Genomic DNA, 15,040 nt, shown 5'->3' with positions numbered 1-15,040 from the left:
GTTACATCTCACACCCTTTAAGGCTTGCGCTTACACTTATCACTACTGGGTATTTCGACCGATACCAGAGCCTTAAAGGGGTTTATTACGTTCCGTTTATATGGGCATTCCATCTTTAGATTTATCCTCTCCACCGGGGTACTTTAAAGGTCTGTGTGAGTTAAAAGCAAAATTTTCTCACTGTTTCCCTTATTCTTTTGAACGCAGTGTGTCAACCTATTTCACTGCTTATTAATTACGATGGTTCAGGTCAGACATTCGGCTCACGCCTAATCATGGATGGTTGGCATTGGTCTCGATTCTGGTGTTAGGTTATACCTCGGAGCCTTCCGTTCCCCGCTTCAGTCCCAGAGTTGTGACTTCTGAATCTGGGGGTGGCTATCGCCGTTACTCTCACCTTTGAGACAATTGTAAATAATTGTTACAAAGTGTTTTGACCTTGAGTCCCCTTGCCTAGCTTGGTATCAAGTGATACTAAACGTCGGGACATATAAACAGTTATAAGGTTGGTCAAGGTTGACCTTTTAGATTCAGTCAAGGGACTGAAGACCTTACTAGGCGGTTATTTCAGGCATTTCAGCCCTATTTCATGCCTAAACGTTTCGCACTACCGCTTCAATTTTAGGGTAATATGGCATAGAACGAGTTAGTTAGGACAGATGCCTGAAGGCTTTACTCACAGCATCCACAAGGTTTTCACTATCATTGATAATCTGACTAACATAGTTTTTCAATCTAGCCCAGAACTTTTCAATTTTGTTGAGGTCTGGAGAATAGGCGGGTAAAAATAGCACTTCACATCCCGCTTTAGCTAACAATTTTTTGATTCTCTCTTTGGGATGAAAACTGGCGTTATCAATGATGATAATTTGACCGGGTAGTAGTTCGGGTAATAGCAATTGTTCTATCCACTCACACACCAACTCTGTATTACAGTACCCCTCAAACACCATTGGCGCGATCGTGGAACCACGCCACCAACCGCTGATCACACTAACTCGTTCGCTACAGTGACCTAACTTTAAAGCCTCAAATCTTTCTGATTTGTGACAATATCCATAAGGATAATCGATGGTGTTATCTATTCCAGCTTCATCAATATAGACAAATCTTTCCGGGGCATAACCTCTGATTTTTTGGAGAAACTCTTTTCGGGCTTCTTCATCTCTTTCTCTGTAGCCATAAGTTTTTTTTTTCTAGTAAATCCAATTCTTTTGAGCGCTTGACCAATTCTCATCCTACTGACTGGGTTAGCCCATTTTTGCGCCATTTTTTCTTGGGTCAAATGCCCATATTGTTCGGCCAACTTTTGAAAGGCTTCTAAATCGTCAATTTTGGGCTTCGGCCCTCGACGATAGTTAGTTTTAGCGGCCACCGTCCCAGTTTGTTTCTTCCGTTTCAGCCATAGGTCTAATGTATTACGACTAATATTGAGGGTGCGACAGACATGGCTTTTTTTCTCCCCTCGCTCTACGGCACTCACTGCTTTCTGTCTTAAATCATCACTATAGGGTGCTGCCATGAAAGCTTCTCCTCATTTCTTTTTCTCTATTATGTCCTAACTATCCCGCTCTTTGCTATAGTTGCTAAGGTTCGCTAACCTCACCGGTGAAGCCACCTAGGGAGAGGTTTTTGATCGCTAAAAAATTCTTTATTCTCCATAAAGACAATAAAATCTCTATTCTGGAAGCATAAAGAGGCTTCAGGCGAATTTAAAGGCACATTTAAGCTATATAAATCGAATATTTACACTTTTTTCAGCTAATCAAGCTATTAATGGCTTGATTTATTTGCATCTAACCTAACTAAGAGTGTATAAATTTTTCTTCAATGTATTGTAATTGTTTTTTATTTCATATAAAATACAATCTCAGGAAAAATACCTAGCAATCTCCCATAAATAAACAAAGGAGCCGATGACATCGTGATCCATGAGCCTAGACCCGAAAAACCGAAAACCCTCTTACCTTTTATTTCTCTAGCTACGGCTGCCGTCGTCACAACGGGAATTGGACTAGCTTCTAGTCCCCTATCGGCATCGGGGAATCTGCTGGCAAGTCCGGATAAACAGCAAGCTAAACAACAAACCGTGGAAATCACCCTAGTTTCCTACGCGGTGACTCAATCGGCCTACTCAAAAATCATTCCTCTATTCGTCAACAAATGGAAAAGAGAGAAAAAACAGGATGTGGTGATTAAACAGAGTTATGGCGGCTCTGGTTCCCAAACCCGCGCTGTTATCGACGGATTAGATGCAGATGTGGTAAATTTGGCTATCGGTTCCGATGTGGAACGCTTGCAAAAAGCGGGTTTAGTTAACCCCGGTTGGCAGAAAGAACTCCCCAATAACGCCATCGCCACTCGTTCCGTGGTAGCTTTAGTTACTCGTCAGGGCAATCCCAAAGGAATCCGCAACTGGCCAGATCTAGCCAAATCGGGGATTAAAGTCATTACTGCCAACCCGAAAACCTCTGGGGTGGCCCGGTGGAATTTTCTGGCCCTGTGGGGATCGGTAACTCGGACCGGAGGCAATGAAGCACAAGCGACCAATTTCGTCCGTAATGTCTATAAAAACGTTCCTGTACTACCCAAAGATGCCCGGGAGGCGAGCGATGTATTCTTTAAACAGGATCAGGGGGATGTGCTGCTTAACTACGAAAACGAGGTGATTCTGGCCCGTCAAAAAGGAGAAACCGGTTTTTCCTATACTATTCCTGCGGTCAATGTTTCGATCGATCCGCCCGTGGCCGTAGTGGATAAAATAGTTGATAAACGCAAAACCCGGGAAGTAGCGACAGCTTTTGCCCAATTTCTCTTTACTCCCGAAGCGCAGCGGGAATTCGCCAAGGTGGGTTTCCGTCCCGTTAATGCTAATGTGGCTAAAGAGTTTAGTAAACAATACCCAAAAGTGTCGAATCTGTTCCCCTATACGGCGGTCGGTAGCTGGGATGCGATCCAGAAAAAATTCTTCGCTGATGGGGCGATTTTTGACCAAATTCAGCGTTAATTAGTCTTGATCCGTCAGCCGTCAGCTAGATAACTGTGATTACAAAAGTAATGGCAGAGATAGTTGATTGCTGATGGCCAAAAAAACAAAACTGATAGTTAGTAAGTAGTCGTGCAAAATTAATTTCCTAGTGAAGATAGGCAAGAGGCACTCTTGCAAGAGGCAAGAGGTGTTTAGATATGTGTAATTAATTTTGCTTAGGTACTTAGCTAAAAAAAGATGTATCTACTTGACAAAATCAAAAATGGAAACTTGCTATTGATTCTTCCATTCTCGACCCCTAATATATTTCTATTATTTCCCTCTCAATTCTAGCATTTTAAACACCTCTTGCGCCACTCGATCGCAACTGCCCACCGTTCCTAAACCGGCCCTAGTTTCTGCGTATTCATCTAACATTTTTTGCCGACGTTGCTGATTTAATAATAGGTCTAGACATTCCTGCATAATTCTTTCCGGGTTAGCTTCCTCTTGTAATAATTCGGGAACAATTTCTCGCATTAAAACTAAATTTACCGGTGAGACAAATGGCACAGAAAACTTCATAATATTGCGGGCAATCCAAGCAGTAATTGCACTTAAACGGTAAACCACCACCTGCGGCACGTTTAACAAAGCAATTTCGAGATTAACTGTACCAGACTTAGCCACAGCCAGATCGGCGGCGGCAATGGCTTCTAAAGTCTGATCTCGTTCCATAATCACCGCATTTAATCCATATTCCGCCACTAATTCTCGCATTTTTGGTTCGTATAAAGCTAAGGGAACGGGAATTAAAAACTTAATATCGGGAATTTTTTCCTGTAATTTTTGGGCAGCAGCGCACACCGTCGGCACGAGATATTTAAACTCCTGTTGACGGGAAGCGGGTAACAAAGCAATCACCGTTTCTTCGGGTTTTATTGCCCATTTTTGCCGCATTTCTTGGCGATTGGGAGCATTGGCCATACGATCAACTAAAGGATGTCCCACCCAAGTTACTGGTAAACCTTTTGCTTCAAAAAAACGGGCTTCGGCAGGAAAAATTGCCAATAATTTATCGGTGACGGCGATTAATTTTTCCGTATTAAATAACTTTTCTGCTGTGGCCCTTAGTTTAGCTGAGGGAATATTTTCTTCCGACCAAATCCACACCTGTGGGGCAATATAATAAATAATTGGCACCTGGGGAATAATTTTTTTAGCCGATTGACCGATCGCCACATTTGCCCCCACATAATCAATTAAAATAATCAGATCGGGGGGATGATCTCTAAAAAACTCTTTTGCCCGTTTTTGTAGTTGTAAAGTTGGCCAAATAAAGGGGATAGATTCAATTAATCCCATGGCAGCCAATCGAGTGGTTTTACCCAACATTTTCGCCCCGGCTAACTCCATGCGATCACCGCCGAGGGCAAAAATTTCTAACTCAATTGCCTGGGTTTTAGCTAGTTTAAAAAGGGATTCAATCAGCATCGCTGCCTGTAAATCACCCGATACCTCACCCGTACTAATAAATATACGCATTTGGATAATTATTTGATAATAAAAGAATTCAGGAGTCAGGAGTCAGGAGTCGGGAGATAGGAGTCAGGATTCAGGAGATAGGAGTCAGGAGACAGGAGATTATTTTTATTTATTCTTCCCACTTCCCCACTTCCCCATCACCCCACACCCGTTCGGCTGAGCTCACGGCCGAAGCCCACATCCCACACCCCACACCCCATACCCCATACCCTGTTCCTCAATCAAGAAATTATTTCCCCGGAATTAAACCGCGACGTTTTTCTCCTGTGGTAGAGGATTGTAAAAATTGACAGAGATGTTGAACGTGGGGATTATCGGTTAAGAGAGAAACTTGTTCTAAAGCCTCCTGAAGATTTATATTAGAACGATAGATAATCCGAAAAGCTTTTTTCAGTAAAGTTAAATCTTCATCGGTAAAACCGGCCCTTTGTAAACCGACTAAATTAAGAGTTCGTACCCGACAGGGATTGCCTTCTACTAAAGTAAAAGGGGGAACATCGCGATCAATACGACTCATTCCTCCTAACATAGCCATTTTGCCAATATGAACAAATTGATGTACTCCTAAAACCCCCCCGATAACTGCTTTTGATTCGATCTGGACATGACCTGCCAAAGCGACACTATTAGCGATAATAATGTTATCTTGCAAAATACAATTATGGGCAACGTGAACATAGGCCATTAATAAATTATTATTGCCAATTTGGGTAACTTCTCCCGTATCCGTGGCGCGATTAATCGTGACAAACTCGCGAATTTGGTTATGATCACCAATTTCTACGCTACTTTCGCCCCCTTTATACTTTAAATCCTGTGGTTCATTACCAATAACAGCCCCGGAAAAAATATGATTACCCTTGCCAATTTTGGTCGGACCCTCAATGACCACATGGGCATCAATAATTGTATCAGCTTCAATTTCCACATTGGCCCCGATCACAGCATAGGGGCCAACTTTAACCTTGGGATCAAGTTTTGCCGACGGATGGATAACCGCAGTGGGGTGGATTAACGTATTCAAAGGGAAGTCTCCCGCGCTCAACTTCGTCACTGTATGAATCATGGTATAGCTTATCCTATATTGGACAGATTGTGATCAAGATTGATAGCGGTTGCTTAGGGAGGGGACGACTTTAATGGGGAACCAGAACCCGATAAACTATTAACCAGATTCTCTTGGTTCTCCCGTCCCTCCCATCCTGATAAAAAATATATGAGTAATAATAGACCTAAAATCATAGTCTTAGATGACGACCCGACAGGTTCCCAAACAGTCCATAGTTGTCTGTTATTGATGCGGTGGGATGAAGATACTCTCCGCTTGGGATTGGCAGATAATGCGCCAATTTTCTTTGTTTTGACCAATACTCGCGCTTTAACCCCCGAAAAAGCCGAGTCTGTCACGCGAGAAGTCTGTCATAACCTGAAAACTGCCTTAACTAAAGAGGGAATCGAGGATTTTTTGGTGGTTAGTCGTTCCGATTCTACCCTGCGCGGGCATTATCCGATCGAAACTGATGTTATTGCCGAAGAATTGGGCGGTTTTGATGCTCATTTCCTGATTCCGGCCTTTTTTGAGGGGGGCAGAATCACTCGCGATAGTATTCACTATTTAATCATCGATGGCGTTCCCACTCCTGTCCACGAGACGGAATTCGCTCGCGATTCGGTTTTTGCCTACCATTACAGTTATCTGCCGGATTATGTGGAGGAGAAAACCCAAGGTAGAATTAAAGCAGATGACGTGGAGAGATTTTTACTGACAGATATCCGTCAAGGTAGTTTAGAAAGACTGCAAAAGCTCAAAAATAATCAATGTGGGGTGGTAGATGGGGAAACTCAAGCGGATCTCGATCGCTTTGCTGAAGATATTTTAACCGCCGCAGGGGAGGGAAAAAAATTTTTATTCCGTAGTGCCGCCAGTATTTTAACTTCTTTGGCTAATTTAGGAACTCAACCGATCGCGCCCGAATCTATGGGTAAGTATAAGCCCACGGGGGAAGCCGGGGCAATTATCGTCGGTTCCCACGTCAAAAAAACTAGCCAACAATTAGATGAACTGCTTCAACAACCCAACACCGTCGGAGTCGAAATCGATGTGACGGCATTGCGCGATCGTCCCGACCAACGAGAGCAACTCCTAGCACAAGTTCTGGAAAAAGTCAAGCTTATTCACAAAAATAAACAAACCCCCGTGATCTATACCAGTCGGCAAGAGTTAACCTTTGCCTCTGTGCAGAAACGTCTTGATTTTGGGGTTGCCGTCTCCACCCTGTTAATGGACATTGTTAAGGGTTTACCCAGTGACATCAGTTTTTTAATCAGTAAAGGCGGAATTACCTCCAATGATGTCTTAAGTACGGGTTTAAGCCTGCGTTCAGCCCGTTTACTCGGTCAGATTCTCCCCGGGGTCTCCATGGTTCGCACAGCAGCCGCTCATCCCCTCTTTCCTAATTTACCCGTGGTTCTTTTCCCGGGTAACGTTGGTGATGTGCAAGCTTTAGCCACAGTTTATCAGCGCTTGTGCCAATAACCGATTTGCTATCAAGGAAGGATCGAGAAAGCGGATTTTTTGGTAAGAGATTCGCTTCCTCACCGCCCAAATAACGATATAGAGGCATATTTTCAGAAGCAGCCGCGAATTTTAGGCGTACAGGGTATATTTTCCCGCAAAAATCCCCCTCTCTGGGGAGAAGGGGAAAAATAAACCCAAGATTAACCCTGCACCATCACCGAGGCAGCGGCAGCCACACCGGCGCCGGGGGTGACACCTTCCACACCTAACTCGATTAAAGTCGCTTCAATGGCAGCGATAACCGTGAGGATATCCCTCTCACTAGCAAAACCTAAATGACCGATACGGAAGATTTTACCCTTGAGGTGATCCTGACCACCAGCCACAGCGATGTCGAACTTTTTATTGAGAGTCGAACGAATTTTTTCCGCATCCACCAGAGTGGGGGCCACCGCAGTAATCGCCGTGGAAGCCCAGGAATCCGCCGCGTAGAGGGGCAAATCCAGGGCGCGCATACCGGCCCGCGTCATCTTCGTTAAGCGTTGGTGACGGGCGAAAATTGCCGCTAATCCCTCCCTTCTCATCATTTGCAGAGAAGCTTGTAAACCGTACATCAGGTTAATTGGAGGGGTAAAGGGGGAACTATCCTCATCGGTAGCTTTTTTGTATTTGCCTAAATCTAGATAAAAACGGGGCAGTTTGGCGGTTTCGTAGGCTTTCCAAGCTTTTTTACTTACGGAAACAAAACCTAAACCGGGGGGAATCATATAACCTTTCTGGGAACCAGAACCGACCACATCTAAACCCCATTCATCGATGGGGATATGATAAGCTCCTAAACTGGTGACAGCATCGACGATGATTAAAGCTTCCCCGTGGTTTTTTACCGCTTTGTTGATGCTTTCCAAGTCATTGAGAACCCCGGTGGAAGTTTCCGAATGGGTGATAATTACCGCTTTGATGGCTTTTTCCTTGTCTTCGGTCAGTTTAGCGGTAAATGCTTCTGGATCTAGGGGTTTACCCCATTCTGCCTTAACTACATCCACATTTAAACCGTATGCTTTCGCGACTTTCGCCCAACGTTCCCCAAATTTACCATTATCCCCCACCAAAACTCGATCGCCGGGGCTGAGAAAATTAATAATTCCCGCTTCCATGACACCGGTTCCCGAAGCGGTTAACATTAAGACATCGCCACTGGTTTGATGCAACCATTTGAGATTTTCGGTTAATTCGGCGATTACCTTGCTAAAAGCACCCGTCCGATGACCTATCGGTGCTTTAGCCATAGCCAATAATACCGCTTCCGGCACTGGTGTGGGGCCGGGAATCATCAACATATTTTTATTTTCCATGGTTCGTCCTCTCTCGTTGGGCCATATTTAACAAAGATAAAAAACCAAATCTCGATCGCATCAATTCTGAGGGGATGATTTAAGATTCGGCAAACTCTGATTATATCGCAGGAGGCAGGCTTGTCAGGAGTCAGTATTCAGGAGATAGGGTGATAGGGTTTTGGGGTGATGGGGTGATGAGACAGCTTTCCCACTTCCCCACTTCCCCACTTCCTAACTCCTATTCCCGATTTTCAAAGAGTTTTTGGATACCTGCGGCAGGATCGGGCAGTTTTACCAAAGATTCGCCGATTAGAACCGCATTTGCTCCTGCTTGCTTCACTTTCGCCAGATCTGTTGCTGTGTGTAATCCCGATTCGCTGACGATCAGAATACCTTTTTCTCGCACCTTTTCGCCCCTGGCTTCTAGTAATTGGCGAGTATTGTCTAAATCGACTTTAAATGTCTCTAAATTGCGGTTATTGATGCCGATTAGTTCGATTCCCTCAATGGCTAACACTCGATCGAATTCGGCCAGACTATGCACCTCTACCAAAGCTGTCATCCCTAAACCCTTGACAATTTTGACAAAATATGCTAGGTCTTGATCGCTTAAAATAGCGGCAATTAAAAGGACAGCATCGGCTCCTTGAGAGCGAGCGTAGTAGATTTGATAGGGATAAAGGATAAATTCCTTGCATAGTAGGGGTAAAGATACCGCTTGCCGGACGAGGCTAAGATTTTCGTAACTACCTTGAAAAAACTTACTATCGGTTAAAACCGATAAACAAGTGGCCCCACCCCGTTCATAGGTACGGGCGATCGCTACAGGATCAAAATCTTCCAGGATGACTCCCTTGCTAGGGGAAGCTTTTTTCACTTCGGCAATCAAAGCGGGTTGGGTTTTACCCTGTTTTAAGGCGGCTAAAAAGTGGCAAGGTGGCGCAGTATTGGCTATTTTTTGGCGTAATTCCGATAAAGGCAACTTTTCGCGCAATTTATCGACTTCGATCTCCTTATGCCAAACGATTTCTTCTAAAATATTTTGTGGTTGTGCCTCTGGCACTTTCACCACATAACTCAAACTCTCAACTTTGACGGCAGGATTGGGGTGTTTTCTTCGGATCTGCATTGTTTCACTGTCCAGAGTGTGAACAGTGATTAGTTTAACAGTGATTAGTTATCGGTAATTGAAATAGAGACGGGGAAAACCACGTCTCTACAGATATTTATCTATAACTTTTGTGGACATTCCCAGTCTTCACCTAAAGGCTATTGCATAGCTTCGATCGAACGTTCTAAAATTTTATCTTGGAGTTTTTCGTCTTCTTGACGATTTTCAGTTAATAAAACCCGCGCTTTCGCAGTTTCTGCCTCCCCTTCCCCTAAAAGCTCCTCCGTACGAGTTAAGACATTTTCTTCGAGCATTCCCTCTGCTTGTCGTTCTTGGGTTAAATTAAGACGTGCTTTTTCTTGAATATTCATAAATTTACCCTTGCCACAGGTGCGATCAACTTCTACCTTCAGTCTGACACAAATTTAGTATTCCGTATCATTAACTACAGAAAAATTTAGAATCTTACCTATGAAACTGAGATTTAGGTATTTGTTCTCATTCCTCAAATGGACAGGGATCGATCGACCTCAAGCTATACAATAAAACCTATGGAACAATTCCCCAGCGTAATCAAGCTTGTATATCGGGCGAATAATGATCGATTGCCTAAGCCAACAGATTTCTTGACAGTATCCGACTCTATCGTAATATCCTATTTGCAGAGCTTATGACCAAAGGTAATTTAAACGATCTCATCCGTACAGAAGCTAATAAAGAGGTAGAATCCCAACCCTCTCCTTCTGTCAAACGTTCTAAGGAAACTAACGCCACCTTACAGGCAAAAATTAACGACTTGACGGCAGAATTAGAAAAAACCGAGAAAAATGGGCAAACTCTCCAAGAAAAAGTTATTTCTCTGGAAGAAGAACTTAAAGAACAGCTGGAACTCTCTGTCAGTTTACAGCAGTTACAACAACAGACTGAGCAGTTAGAATCTGTCCTCTCGGAAAAAACCACTTTGGTGGCACAATTATCGAGTCAATTAAGTCAATCCCAGACGGAATTAACCGAGAAAAAACAGTTAATTGAAAAACTATCGAGTCAATTAAGTCAATCCCAGACGGAATTAACCGAGAAAAAACAGTTAATTGAAAAACTATCGAGTCAATTAAGTCAATCCCAGACGGAACTGACTGAGAAAAAACAGTTAACTGAAAAATTATATAATCAAATTAAAACCCTAGAAAATAGTCCCACCCCCACTCCTGAATCCTCACCAATTATCAAACCTGCGCCGAAGAAACCCAGTCTTTATAACTTTGAAATGGCAACTTTAGCCCGTTATATTGCCCCCAATCCTACCCCCACAGAGTTAACGGATTCCGAAATCGGTTGGTTCGATTAATTATGGCTAGTAAAAATCAAGAACAACAACATCCACAGGAAAGACTCGATCGCCCGATTGTTGATCAGCTGCTGCAATCAGAACCCAATGATTTAAACTTAGCTGAATGCGCTCGTTTACGCATACGTTATCAAAACTTTCCGGGGGCAAGAGAAATCCAAAGAGATTTAGATTTAATCCTAGAAAAATGGCAGTTAGATGAAGCTAGTTTATGGGCAAAAACTCGACAACTGCACAGTCACGGACAAGTGTATCAAATTCGCCAAACCGAGGAGCAACAGGATTGGAGTTAAATTGCAGCAGTTATCTTAATGGTGCGAGAGGAAAAATAAAACCTATAATTTGATTTTATCTAATAATCTCTGAAAACGATTTTTTGGTTTGCTTGCCTGCGGATCTGCGGGGGGATTAGGATCATCTAGATAACGATAATATTTCCAGATATCCCAGTAGGGACAACCGGGTTCGATGCGAATTCCTGCCCAATGTAAATATTTTAAGGGCTGATTTAATCTCGGATCGATTAAGATATTCCCCTGACGTTGAAAATGAGAACTTCCCCCCCAATTTCCCGCTTGACAACCCGGGGCGCGGACAATATTAAATCGATTGGGAACTCGTTTGAGAATGGTATAATTAATAATCGGTTGATCGGAGGTTTTTTGAGAAAAATCAAAATATTCTGGATGAGCGGCACATTCTTGAAAAGCACTATATAATTCCTGTTCTGAGAACAGATTCTTTTTACTAGCCCAAAAACCACCGTTAAACATCCCAGTTAGATCATTTTCTGTGAAGATTCCTTGTTCTAAAACAAGCGGATTAAAGACGTTAGTAATCCCTTTTTTGTGTTGGTAATCACAGCAGAGAAAATCGTAGGTATCGAGGAAATTTAGATTATCTATTATTTTTTCAAAAACTACGATATCCGTATCGATATAAAGAAATTGATCTAATTCTCCAAACCAACACACCTGCTTGCGAAATTGATTGGGACGAGCAAAGAATTTTTCTCCAAAAATATCGTAGATTTTCTGGGCTAATTCTTCCACTAATTGCAGATCGGGATAGAGAATAACCCCGTATTTTTCTGCCAATAAATCGGCAATTTGTTGATAATTATTGTCGTAGGGAATCAAGATGACGGGAGAATCGGGATCGTACAAGCGAATACTATTCATCAATGCGATCGCCTGATCGATAACTCGATCGTTAGCGGTAATGTAAATTCCTCGCTTCATAAATATCCTCGGGGTAAGAGTTAAGTAGTCGTGCAAAATTAATTTCCCAGTCGAGACAGGAGACAGGAGAAGGGATCAGATTTGAGTTTTTAGTTTACTGTTTACTGTTCACTGATAACTGATAACTGAGAGGAGATGTCTGGAAGGGATCATAGCCGATCGATCTTTCTCTGTCAACTCTCAAAGTTGATGCGTTTACTTAAACAGTTTTTTCTTAAGTTTAGCGAGGGAACTCTGTATCCATAATTTTTTAAGTCGCAGGGGTTCTAAACCTTCTATATCAGCCGGATAGCGTTTTTTAATATCAAAGAAATCATTAATTTCTCTTAAAATTGTTTCAAAACGTGGTAGTAATTTTTCGGGATGATAATCATCGAGAAAATTAGCAGGTAAAGAATTAACGGGAAAATTACGGGCATAATTAAGAATACGTTCCAGATCGTATTGAGTGGAATAGGCCCCGATTTTTTGACAATTGAAACCGGGATCGAGATAATCGGCTAAGGCGCTATTGACGCTAGAAAATACCGTACAACCACAGGCTAAAGCTTCCAGGGGCGGTAAGCCAAAACCCTCGGTTAAACCGTTTACAGCCCAATATTCAGCCGAATCGTAGAGATAAACCCGACTGCGATTGAATAATCCCACTAAATCCTCCACATAGCTATCTAAAACCTTAACGCGACAGTGGGGACGGAGGGCGGGAACTAGACGATTGAGAAGATACTTTGAGGATTTGCGCCCCTGTACTAGGACATCGATATCCCTTTCTAAGCCTAAATTGAGAAATTCTGAGCCAATTTGATTAGGAAGATAGTAAATCAAAGCATTAGGAGCTTTTTCTCCCCAATAACCCATAGTATTGCGGCTAACGGTGATAATTGGTATTTGGGAGGGTAAACGGAAACCGTAACCTGTACTATGGGCATGATAAATGATATTATGCGATCGCAATCTTGGCACCAGTTTAGGCAGATCAAAACCCCAGCTAACCACAAAAATACTGTCATCCGAGCTTATTTTCGCGAGTATATCCTCTAAAAAAGGATAATTTAACTCTTTTTGACGATAAGTCACAATCTGGGCGGTACAAATTTGACTAGCCAAATTGACAGTTTTCATTTCTGCCCACAGTCCACCCCCACCAAAAGGAGAAGTAGTACCGGGCAAGAGAAAATAGAGGTTTCTCATCAGGATAATAGAAGTTTTGGTTAAGCGTTAGTCGTAAGACTTGGCTATTATTGATCAGAACCGTGCCTGAGACTTTCACCTCAGACGGCTCCTAGTTTGACTGCTCCATTGTTAAGGATACAGCTTGTCTTAGGCGCTTGGAATATCCTCTTTTGGAAGTACCGGTTTCCCGCTGATGAGAAAGGCTGTAACTGAATATTAGAAGATAGGGAGATGAGAGCTTTTTTGCTGTGATCGGTAAACAGTAATCAGTGAACTGAAAACTGAAAACTGAAAACTGAAAACTGACCGGTATAATGGGGGAGAAAACCGGAAAAAATCGATGTCTAGCCTTCCAGAAACCGATAATCCCAGCTACAAGGGCATCTTAGAGGCATTAAACCATTTAATCACCGTTGTTGCCCGTTTACGAGACCCAGAAAGCGGCTGTCCTTGGGATTTAGCCCAAACCCCAGCAACCCTGATTCCCTACGTTATCGAAGAAGCTTATGAGGTGGTAGCGGCAATTAAAAGCGGTGATAAAACTGCCATTGCCGAGGAATTAGGCGATTTACTGCTACAGGTGGTTTTACAAGCTCAAATTGCCAGTGATGAGGGTAATTTTAGCCTAGAAGAAGTGGCTAGAGGCATCACCGATAAATTAATTCGTCGTCATCCCCACGTTTTTGGAGATCTATCCCTAGAAAATCCCGAACAGGTGCGTCAAAATTGGGAGAAAATCAAAGCTGAGGAAAAAAATGACCCGACTATTAGCGGCAAATTAACTCGTTATGCCCAAACTTTACCACCCTTGATCGGGGCGATGAAAATTTCTCGGCAAGCGGCGCGAGTCGGTTTTGAGTGGGAAAATATCGCGGGAGTCTGGGAAAAATTCGGCGAAGAGTTGGCAGAATGGCAAGATTCCCTAGAATCGGGCGATAAAGAGCATCAACAGGCAGAATTAGGCGATTTACTCTTTACTATTGTTAATCTTGCTCGCTGGTATAATTTAGACCCCAGTATCGCTTTACAAGAGACTAATCTGCGTTTTATTCAACGTTTTTCCCTAGTGGAATCTGTGGCGGAAAAGCCTCTCCATGACTATACACTAGAGGAATTAACAGTTTTCTGGCAGCAAGCGAAGGCTAAGTTACACCAACCATCACCCTGGCAATAATGCAAGAGCAAGAAATTAATAAGGACAAATCCAAGAGTTTTTGGGCTTCTATTCGAGAAAATCTGCAAATTATCACTATAGCTTTAGTTTTAGCCCTACTGATCCGCACTTTTGTCGCCGAACCTCGTTTTATCCCCTCTGATTCTATGTTACCCACCTTAGCACAGGGCGATCGCTTAGTAGTGGAAAAACTTTCCTACGATTTCCATCCTCCTCGACGGGGGGATATCGTCGTCTTTGAACCGCCAGCACAATTACAATTACAGGGATACCAAAAGAACCAAGCTTTTATTAAAAGAGTGATTGCCACAGCAGGGGATGTAATTGCTGTCAAGGAGGGCAAAATTTATCTGAATAATCAACCCTTGTCAGAGGATTATATTCTCGAACCCCCTCAATATAATTTAATGCCTTTGCTCGTGCCGGAAAATAATTTATTTGTCATGGGAGATAATCGCAATAATAGCAATGACTCCCATATCTGGGGGGTTTTACCAGAAAATAACGTGATTGGTCGGGCGTTTTTTCGCTTTTTTCCTTTTAATCGTTTGGGGATTTTAGGGGGGAATAGCTAATACTAAATCCTGTTTAGAAGGTATAGGGGAGCGGGGAGCGGGGAGCGGGG

At 42.9% G+C, this 15,040-nt stretch carries 14 protein-coding genes and 1 pseudogene; 6 read left to right on the top strand and 9 right to left on the bottom strand.

The features are described 5' to 3' along the window. Positions 1-650 precede the first annotated feature (650 nt). A pseudogene (locus RAM70_RS14160) lies at positions 651-1,136 on the bottom strand (IS630 family transposase); the annotation flags it as partial. Beyond that, the gene (locus RAM70_RS14155; protein WP_312672026.1) at positions 1,082-1,522 is read right to left on the bottom strand and encodes an IS630 transposase-related protein; all 441 of its coding nucleotides are present in this window, start codon (positions 1,520-1,522) and stop codon (positions 1,082-1,084) included. The pseudogene RAM70_RS14160 and the gene RAM70_RS14155, both read right to left, overlap by 55 nt. A gap of 402 nt (positions 1,523-1,924) precedes the next feature. Here RAM70_RS14155 and RAM70_RS14150 point away from each other — a divergent pair, with 402 nt between their 5' ends. Continuing rightward, entirely contained in the window at positions 1,925-3,007 is a 1,083-nt protein-coding gene (locus tag RAM70_RS14150) for a sulfate ABC transporter substrate-binding protein (protein WP_045356592.1), read from the top strand. 294 nt (positions 3,008-3,301) lie between these two features. Here RAM70_RS14150 and lpxB read toward each other — a convergent pair whose 3' ends face one another. Then, a complete protein-coding gene (lpxB, locus tag RAM70_RS14145; RefSeq protein WP_045356593.1) occupies positions 3,302-4,513 on the bottom strand; it encodes a lipid-A-disaccharide synthase in 1,212 nt (403 codons plus the stop codon). Positions 4,514-4,742: 229 nt separating this feature from the next. Beyond that, positions 4,743-5,579: an acyl-ACP--UDP-N-acetylglucosamine O-acyltransferase gene (lpxA, locus tag RAM70_RS14140; protein WP_045356594.1), complete on the bottom strand. Its 837-nt coding sequence runs from the start codon at positions 5,577-5,579 to the stop codon at positions 4,743-4,745. A 150-nt stretch (positions 5,580-5,729) separates the two neighbouring features. On the opposite strand from lpxA, the gene RAM70_RS14135 reads away from it, so the two are divergent. Continuing rightward, entirely contained in the window at positions 5,730-7,049 is a 1,320-nt protein-coding gene (locus RAM70_RS14135; protein WP_312674310.1) for a four-carbon acid sugar kinase family protein, read from the top strand. 182 nt (positions 7,050-7,231) lie between these two features. Here RAM70_RS14135 and RAM70_RS14130 read toward each other — a convergent pair whose 3' ends face one another. From RAM70_RS14130 to RAM70_RS14120, 3 genes are all read right to left on the bottom strand, one after another. After that, the gene (locus tag RAM70_RS14130) at positions 7,232-8,386 is read right to left on the bottom strand and encodes a pyridoxal-phosphate-dependent aminotransferase family protein (protein WP_045356596.1); all 1,155 of its coding nucleotides are present in this window, start codon (positions 8,384-8,386) and stop codon (positions 7,232-7,234) included. A gap of 220 nt (positions 8,387-8,606) precedes the next feature. Beyond that, positions 8,607-9,497, bottom strand: a complete 891-nt coding sequence (gene trpC, locus RAM70_RS14125; protein ID WP_312674308.1) for an indole-3-glycerol phosphate synthase TrpC — start codon at positions 9,495-9,497, stop codon at positions 8,607-8,609. 140 nt (positions 9,498-9,637) lie between these two features. After that, positions 9,638-9,850 carry a hypothetical protein gene (locus tag RAM70_RS14120; RefSeq protein ID WP_002760983.1) on the bottom strand — a complete coding sequence of 71 codons (213 nt, stop codon included), beginning with the start codon at positions 9,848-9,850 and terminating at the stop codon, positions 9,638-9,640. Between the two features lie 299 nt (positions 9,851-10,149). Here RAM70_RS14120 and RAM70_RS14115 point away from each other — a divergent pair, with 299 nt between their 5' ends. After that, positions 10,150-10,827: a hypothetical protein gene (locus RAM70_RS14115; protein ID WP_045356600.1), complete on the top strand. Its 678-nt coding sequence runs from the start codon at positions 10,150-10,152 to the stop codon at positions 10,825-10,827. 2 nt (positions 10,828-10,829) lie between these two features. Continuing rightward, complete coding sequence (locus RAM70_RS14110; RefSeq protein WP_002767861.1) at positions 10,830-11,120, top strand: DUF3288 family protein; 291 nt, start codon at positions 10,830-10,832, stop codon at positions 11,118-11,120. Positions 11,121-11,162: 42 nt separating this feature from the next. Here RAM70_RS14110 and RAM70_RS14105 read toward each other — a convergent pair whose 3' ends face one another. Further along, the gene (locus tag RAM70_RS14105; protein WP_045356604.1) at positions 11,163-12,068 is read right to left on the bottom strand and encodes an Npun_R2821/Npun_R2822 family protein; all 906 of its coding nucleotides are present in this window, start codon (positions 12,066-12,068) and stop codon (positions 11,163-11,165) included. Between the two features lie 195 nt (positions 12,069-12,263). Beyond that, positions 12,264-13,259, bottom strand: coding sequence for a glycosyltransferase (locus RAM70_RS14100; protein ID WP_045356605.1), 996 nt, complete (start codon positions 13,257-13,259; stop codon positions 12,264-12,266). A gap of 322 nt (positions 13,260-13,581) precedes the next feature. Between RAM70_RS14100 and mazG the strand changes: the two genes are divergently transcribed. Beyond that, positions 13,582-14,415, top strand: coding sequence for a nucleoside triphosphate pyrophosphohydrolase (gene mazG / locus RAM70_RS14095; protein ID WP_312674304.1), 834 nt, complete (start codon positions 13,582-13,584; stop codon positions 14,413-14,415). Further along, positions 14,415-14,990 (top strand): signal peptidase I, encoded by a 576-nt coding sequence (lepB, locus tag RAM70_RS14090; protein WP_045356607.1) that lies wholly within the window; start codon positions 14,415-14,417, stop codon positions 14,988-14,990. Before mazG ends, lepB begins: the two co-directional genes overlap by 1 nt. Positions 14,991-15,040 lie beyond the last annotated feature (50 nt).

The organism is Microcystis wesenbergii NRERC-220, assembly GCF_032027425.1.
Taxonomy (GTDB): domain Bacteria; phylum Cyanobacteriota; class Cyanobacteriia; order Cyanobacteriales; family Microcystaceae; genus Microcystis; species Microcystis wesenbergii_A.
Note: the sequence above shows the minus strand (reverse complement) of the source record. Positions and strands in the feature narration are given on the sequence as shown.

Coding starts and splice junctions, on each gene's coding strand:
- lepB (WP_045356607.1), top strand. CDS start 14,415: ATGCAAGAGCAAGAAATTAATAAGGACAAATCCAAGAGTTTTTGGGCT.
- lpxA (WP_045356594.1), bottom strand. CDS start 5,579: ATGATTCATACAGTGACGAAGTTGAGCGCGGGAGACTTCCCTTTGAAT.
- RAM70_RS14115 (WP_045356600.1), top strand. CDS start 10,150: ATGACCAAAGGTAATTTAAACGATCTCATCCGTACAGAAGCTAATAAA.
- lpxB (WP_045356593.1), bottom strand. CDS start 4,513: ATGCGTATATTTATTAGTACGGGTGAGGTATCGGGTGATTTACAGGCA.
- RAM70_RS14155 (WP_312672026.1), bottom strand. CDS start 1,522: ATGGCAGCACCCTATAGTGATGATTTAAGACAGAAAGCAGTGAGTGCC.
- RAM70_RS14105 (WP_045356604.1), bottom strand. CDS start 12,068: ATGAAGCGAGGAATTTACATTACCGCTAACGATCGAGTTATCGATCAG.
- RAM70_RS14120 (WP_002760983.1), bottom strand. CDS start 9,850: ATGAATATTCAAGAAAAAGCACGTCTTAATTTAACCCAAGAACGACAA.
- RAM70_RS14100 (WP_045356605.1), bottom strand. CDS start 13,259: ATGAGAAACCTCTATTTTCTCTTGCCCGGTACTACTTCTCCTTTTGGT.
- RAM70_RS14135 (WP_312674310.1), top strand. CDS start 5,730: ATGAGTAATAATAGACCTAAAATCATAGTCTTAGATGACGACCCGACA.
- trpC (WP_312674308.1), bottom strand. CDS start 9,497: ATGCAGATCCGAAGAAAACACCCCAATCCTGCCGTCAAAGTTGAGAGT.
- mazG (WP_312674304.1), top strand. CDS start 13,582: ATGTCTAGCCTTCCAGAAACCGATAATCCCAGCTACAAGGGCATCTTA.
- RAM70_RS14110 (WP_002767861.1), top strand. CDS start 10,830: ATGGCTAGTAAAAATCAAGAACAACAACATCCACAGGAAAGACTCGAT.
- RAM70_RS14130 (WP_045356596.1), bottom strand. CDS start 8,386: ATGGAAAATAAAAATATGTTGATGATTCCCGGCCCCACACCAGTGCCG.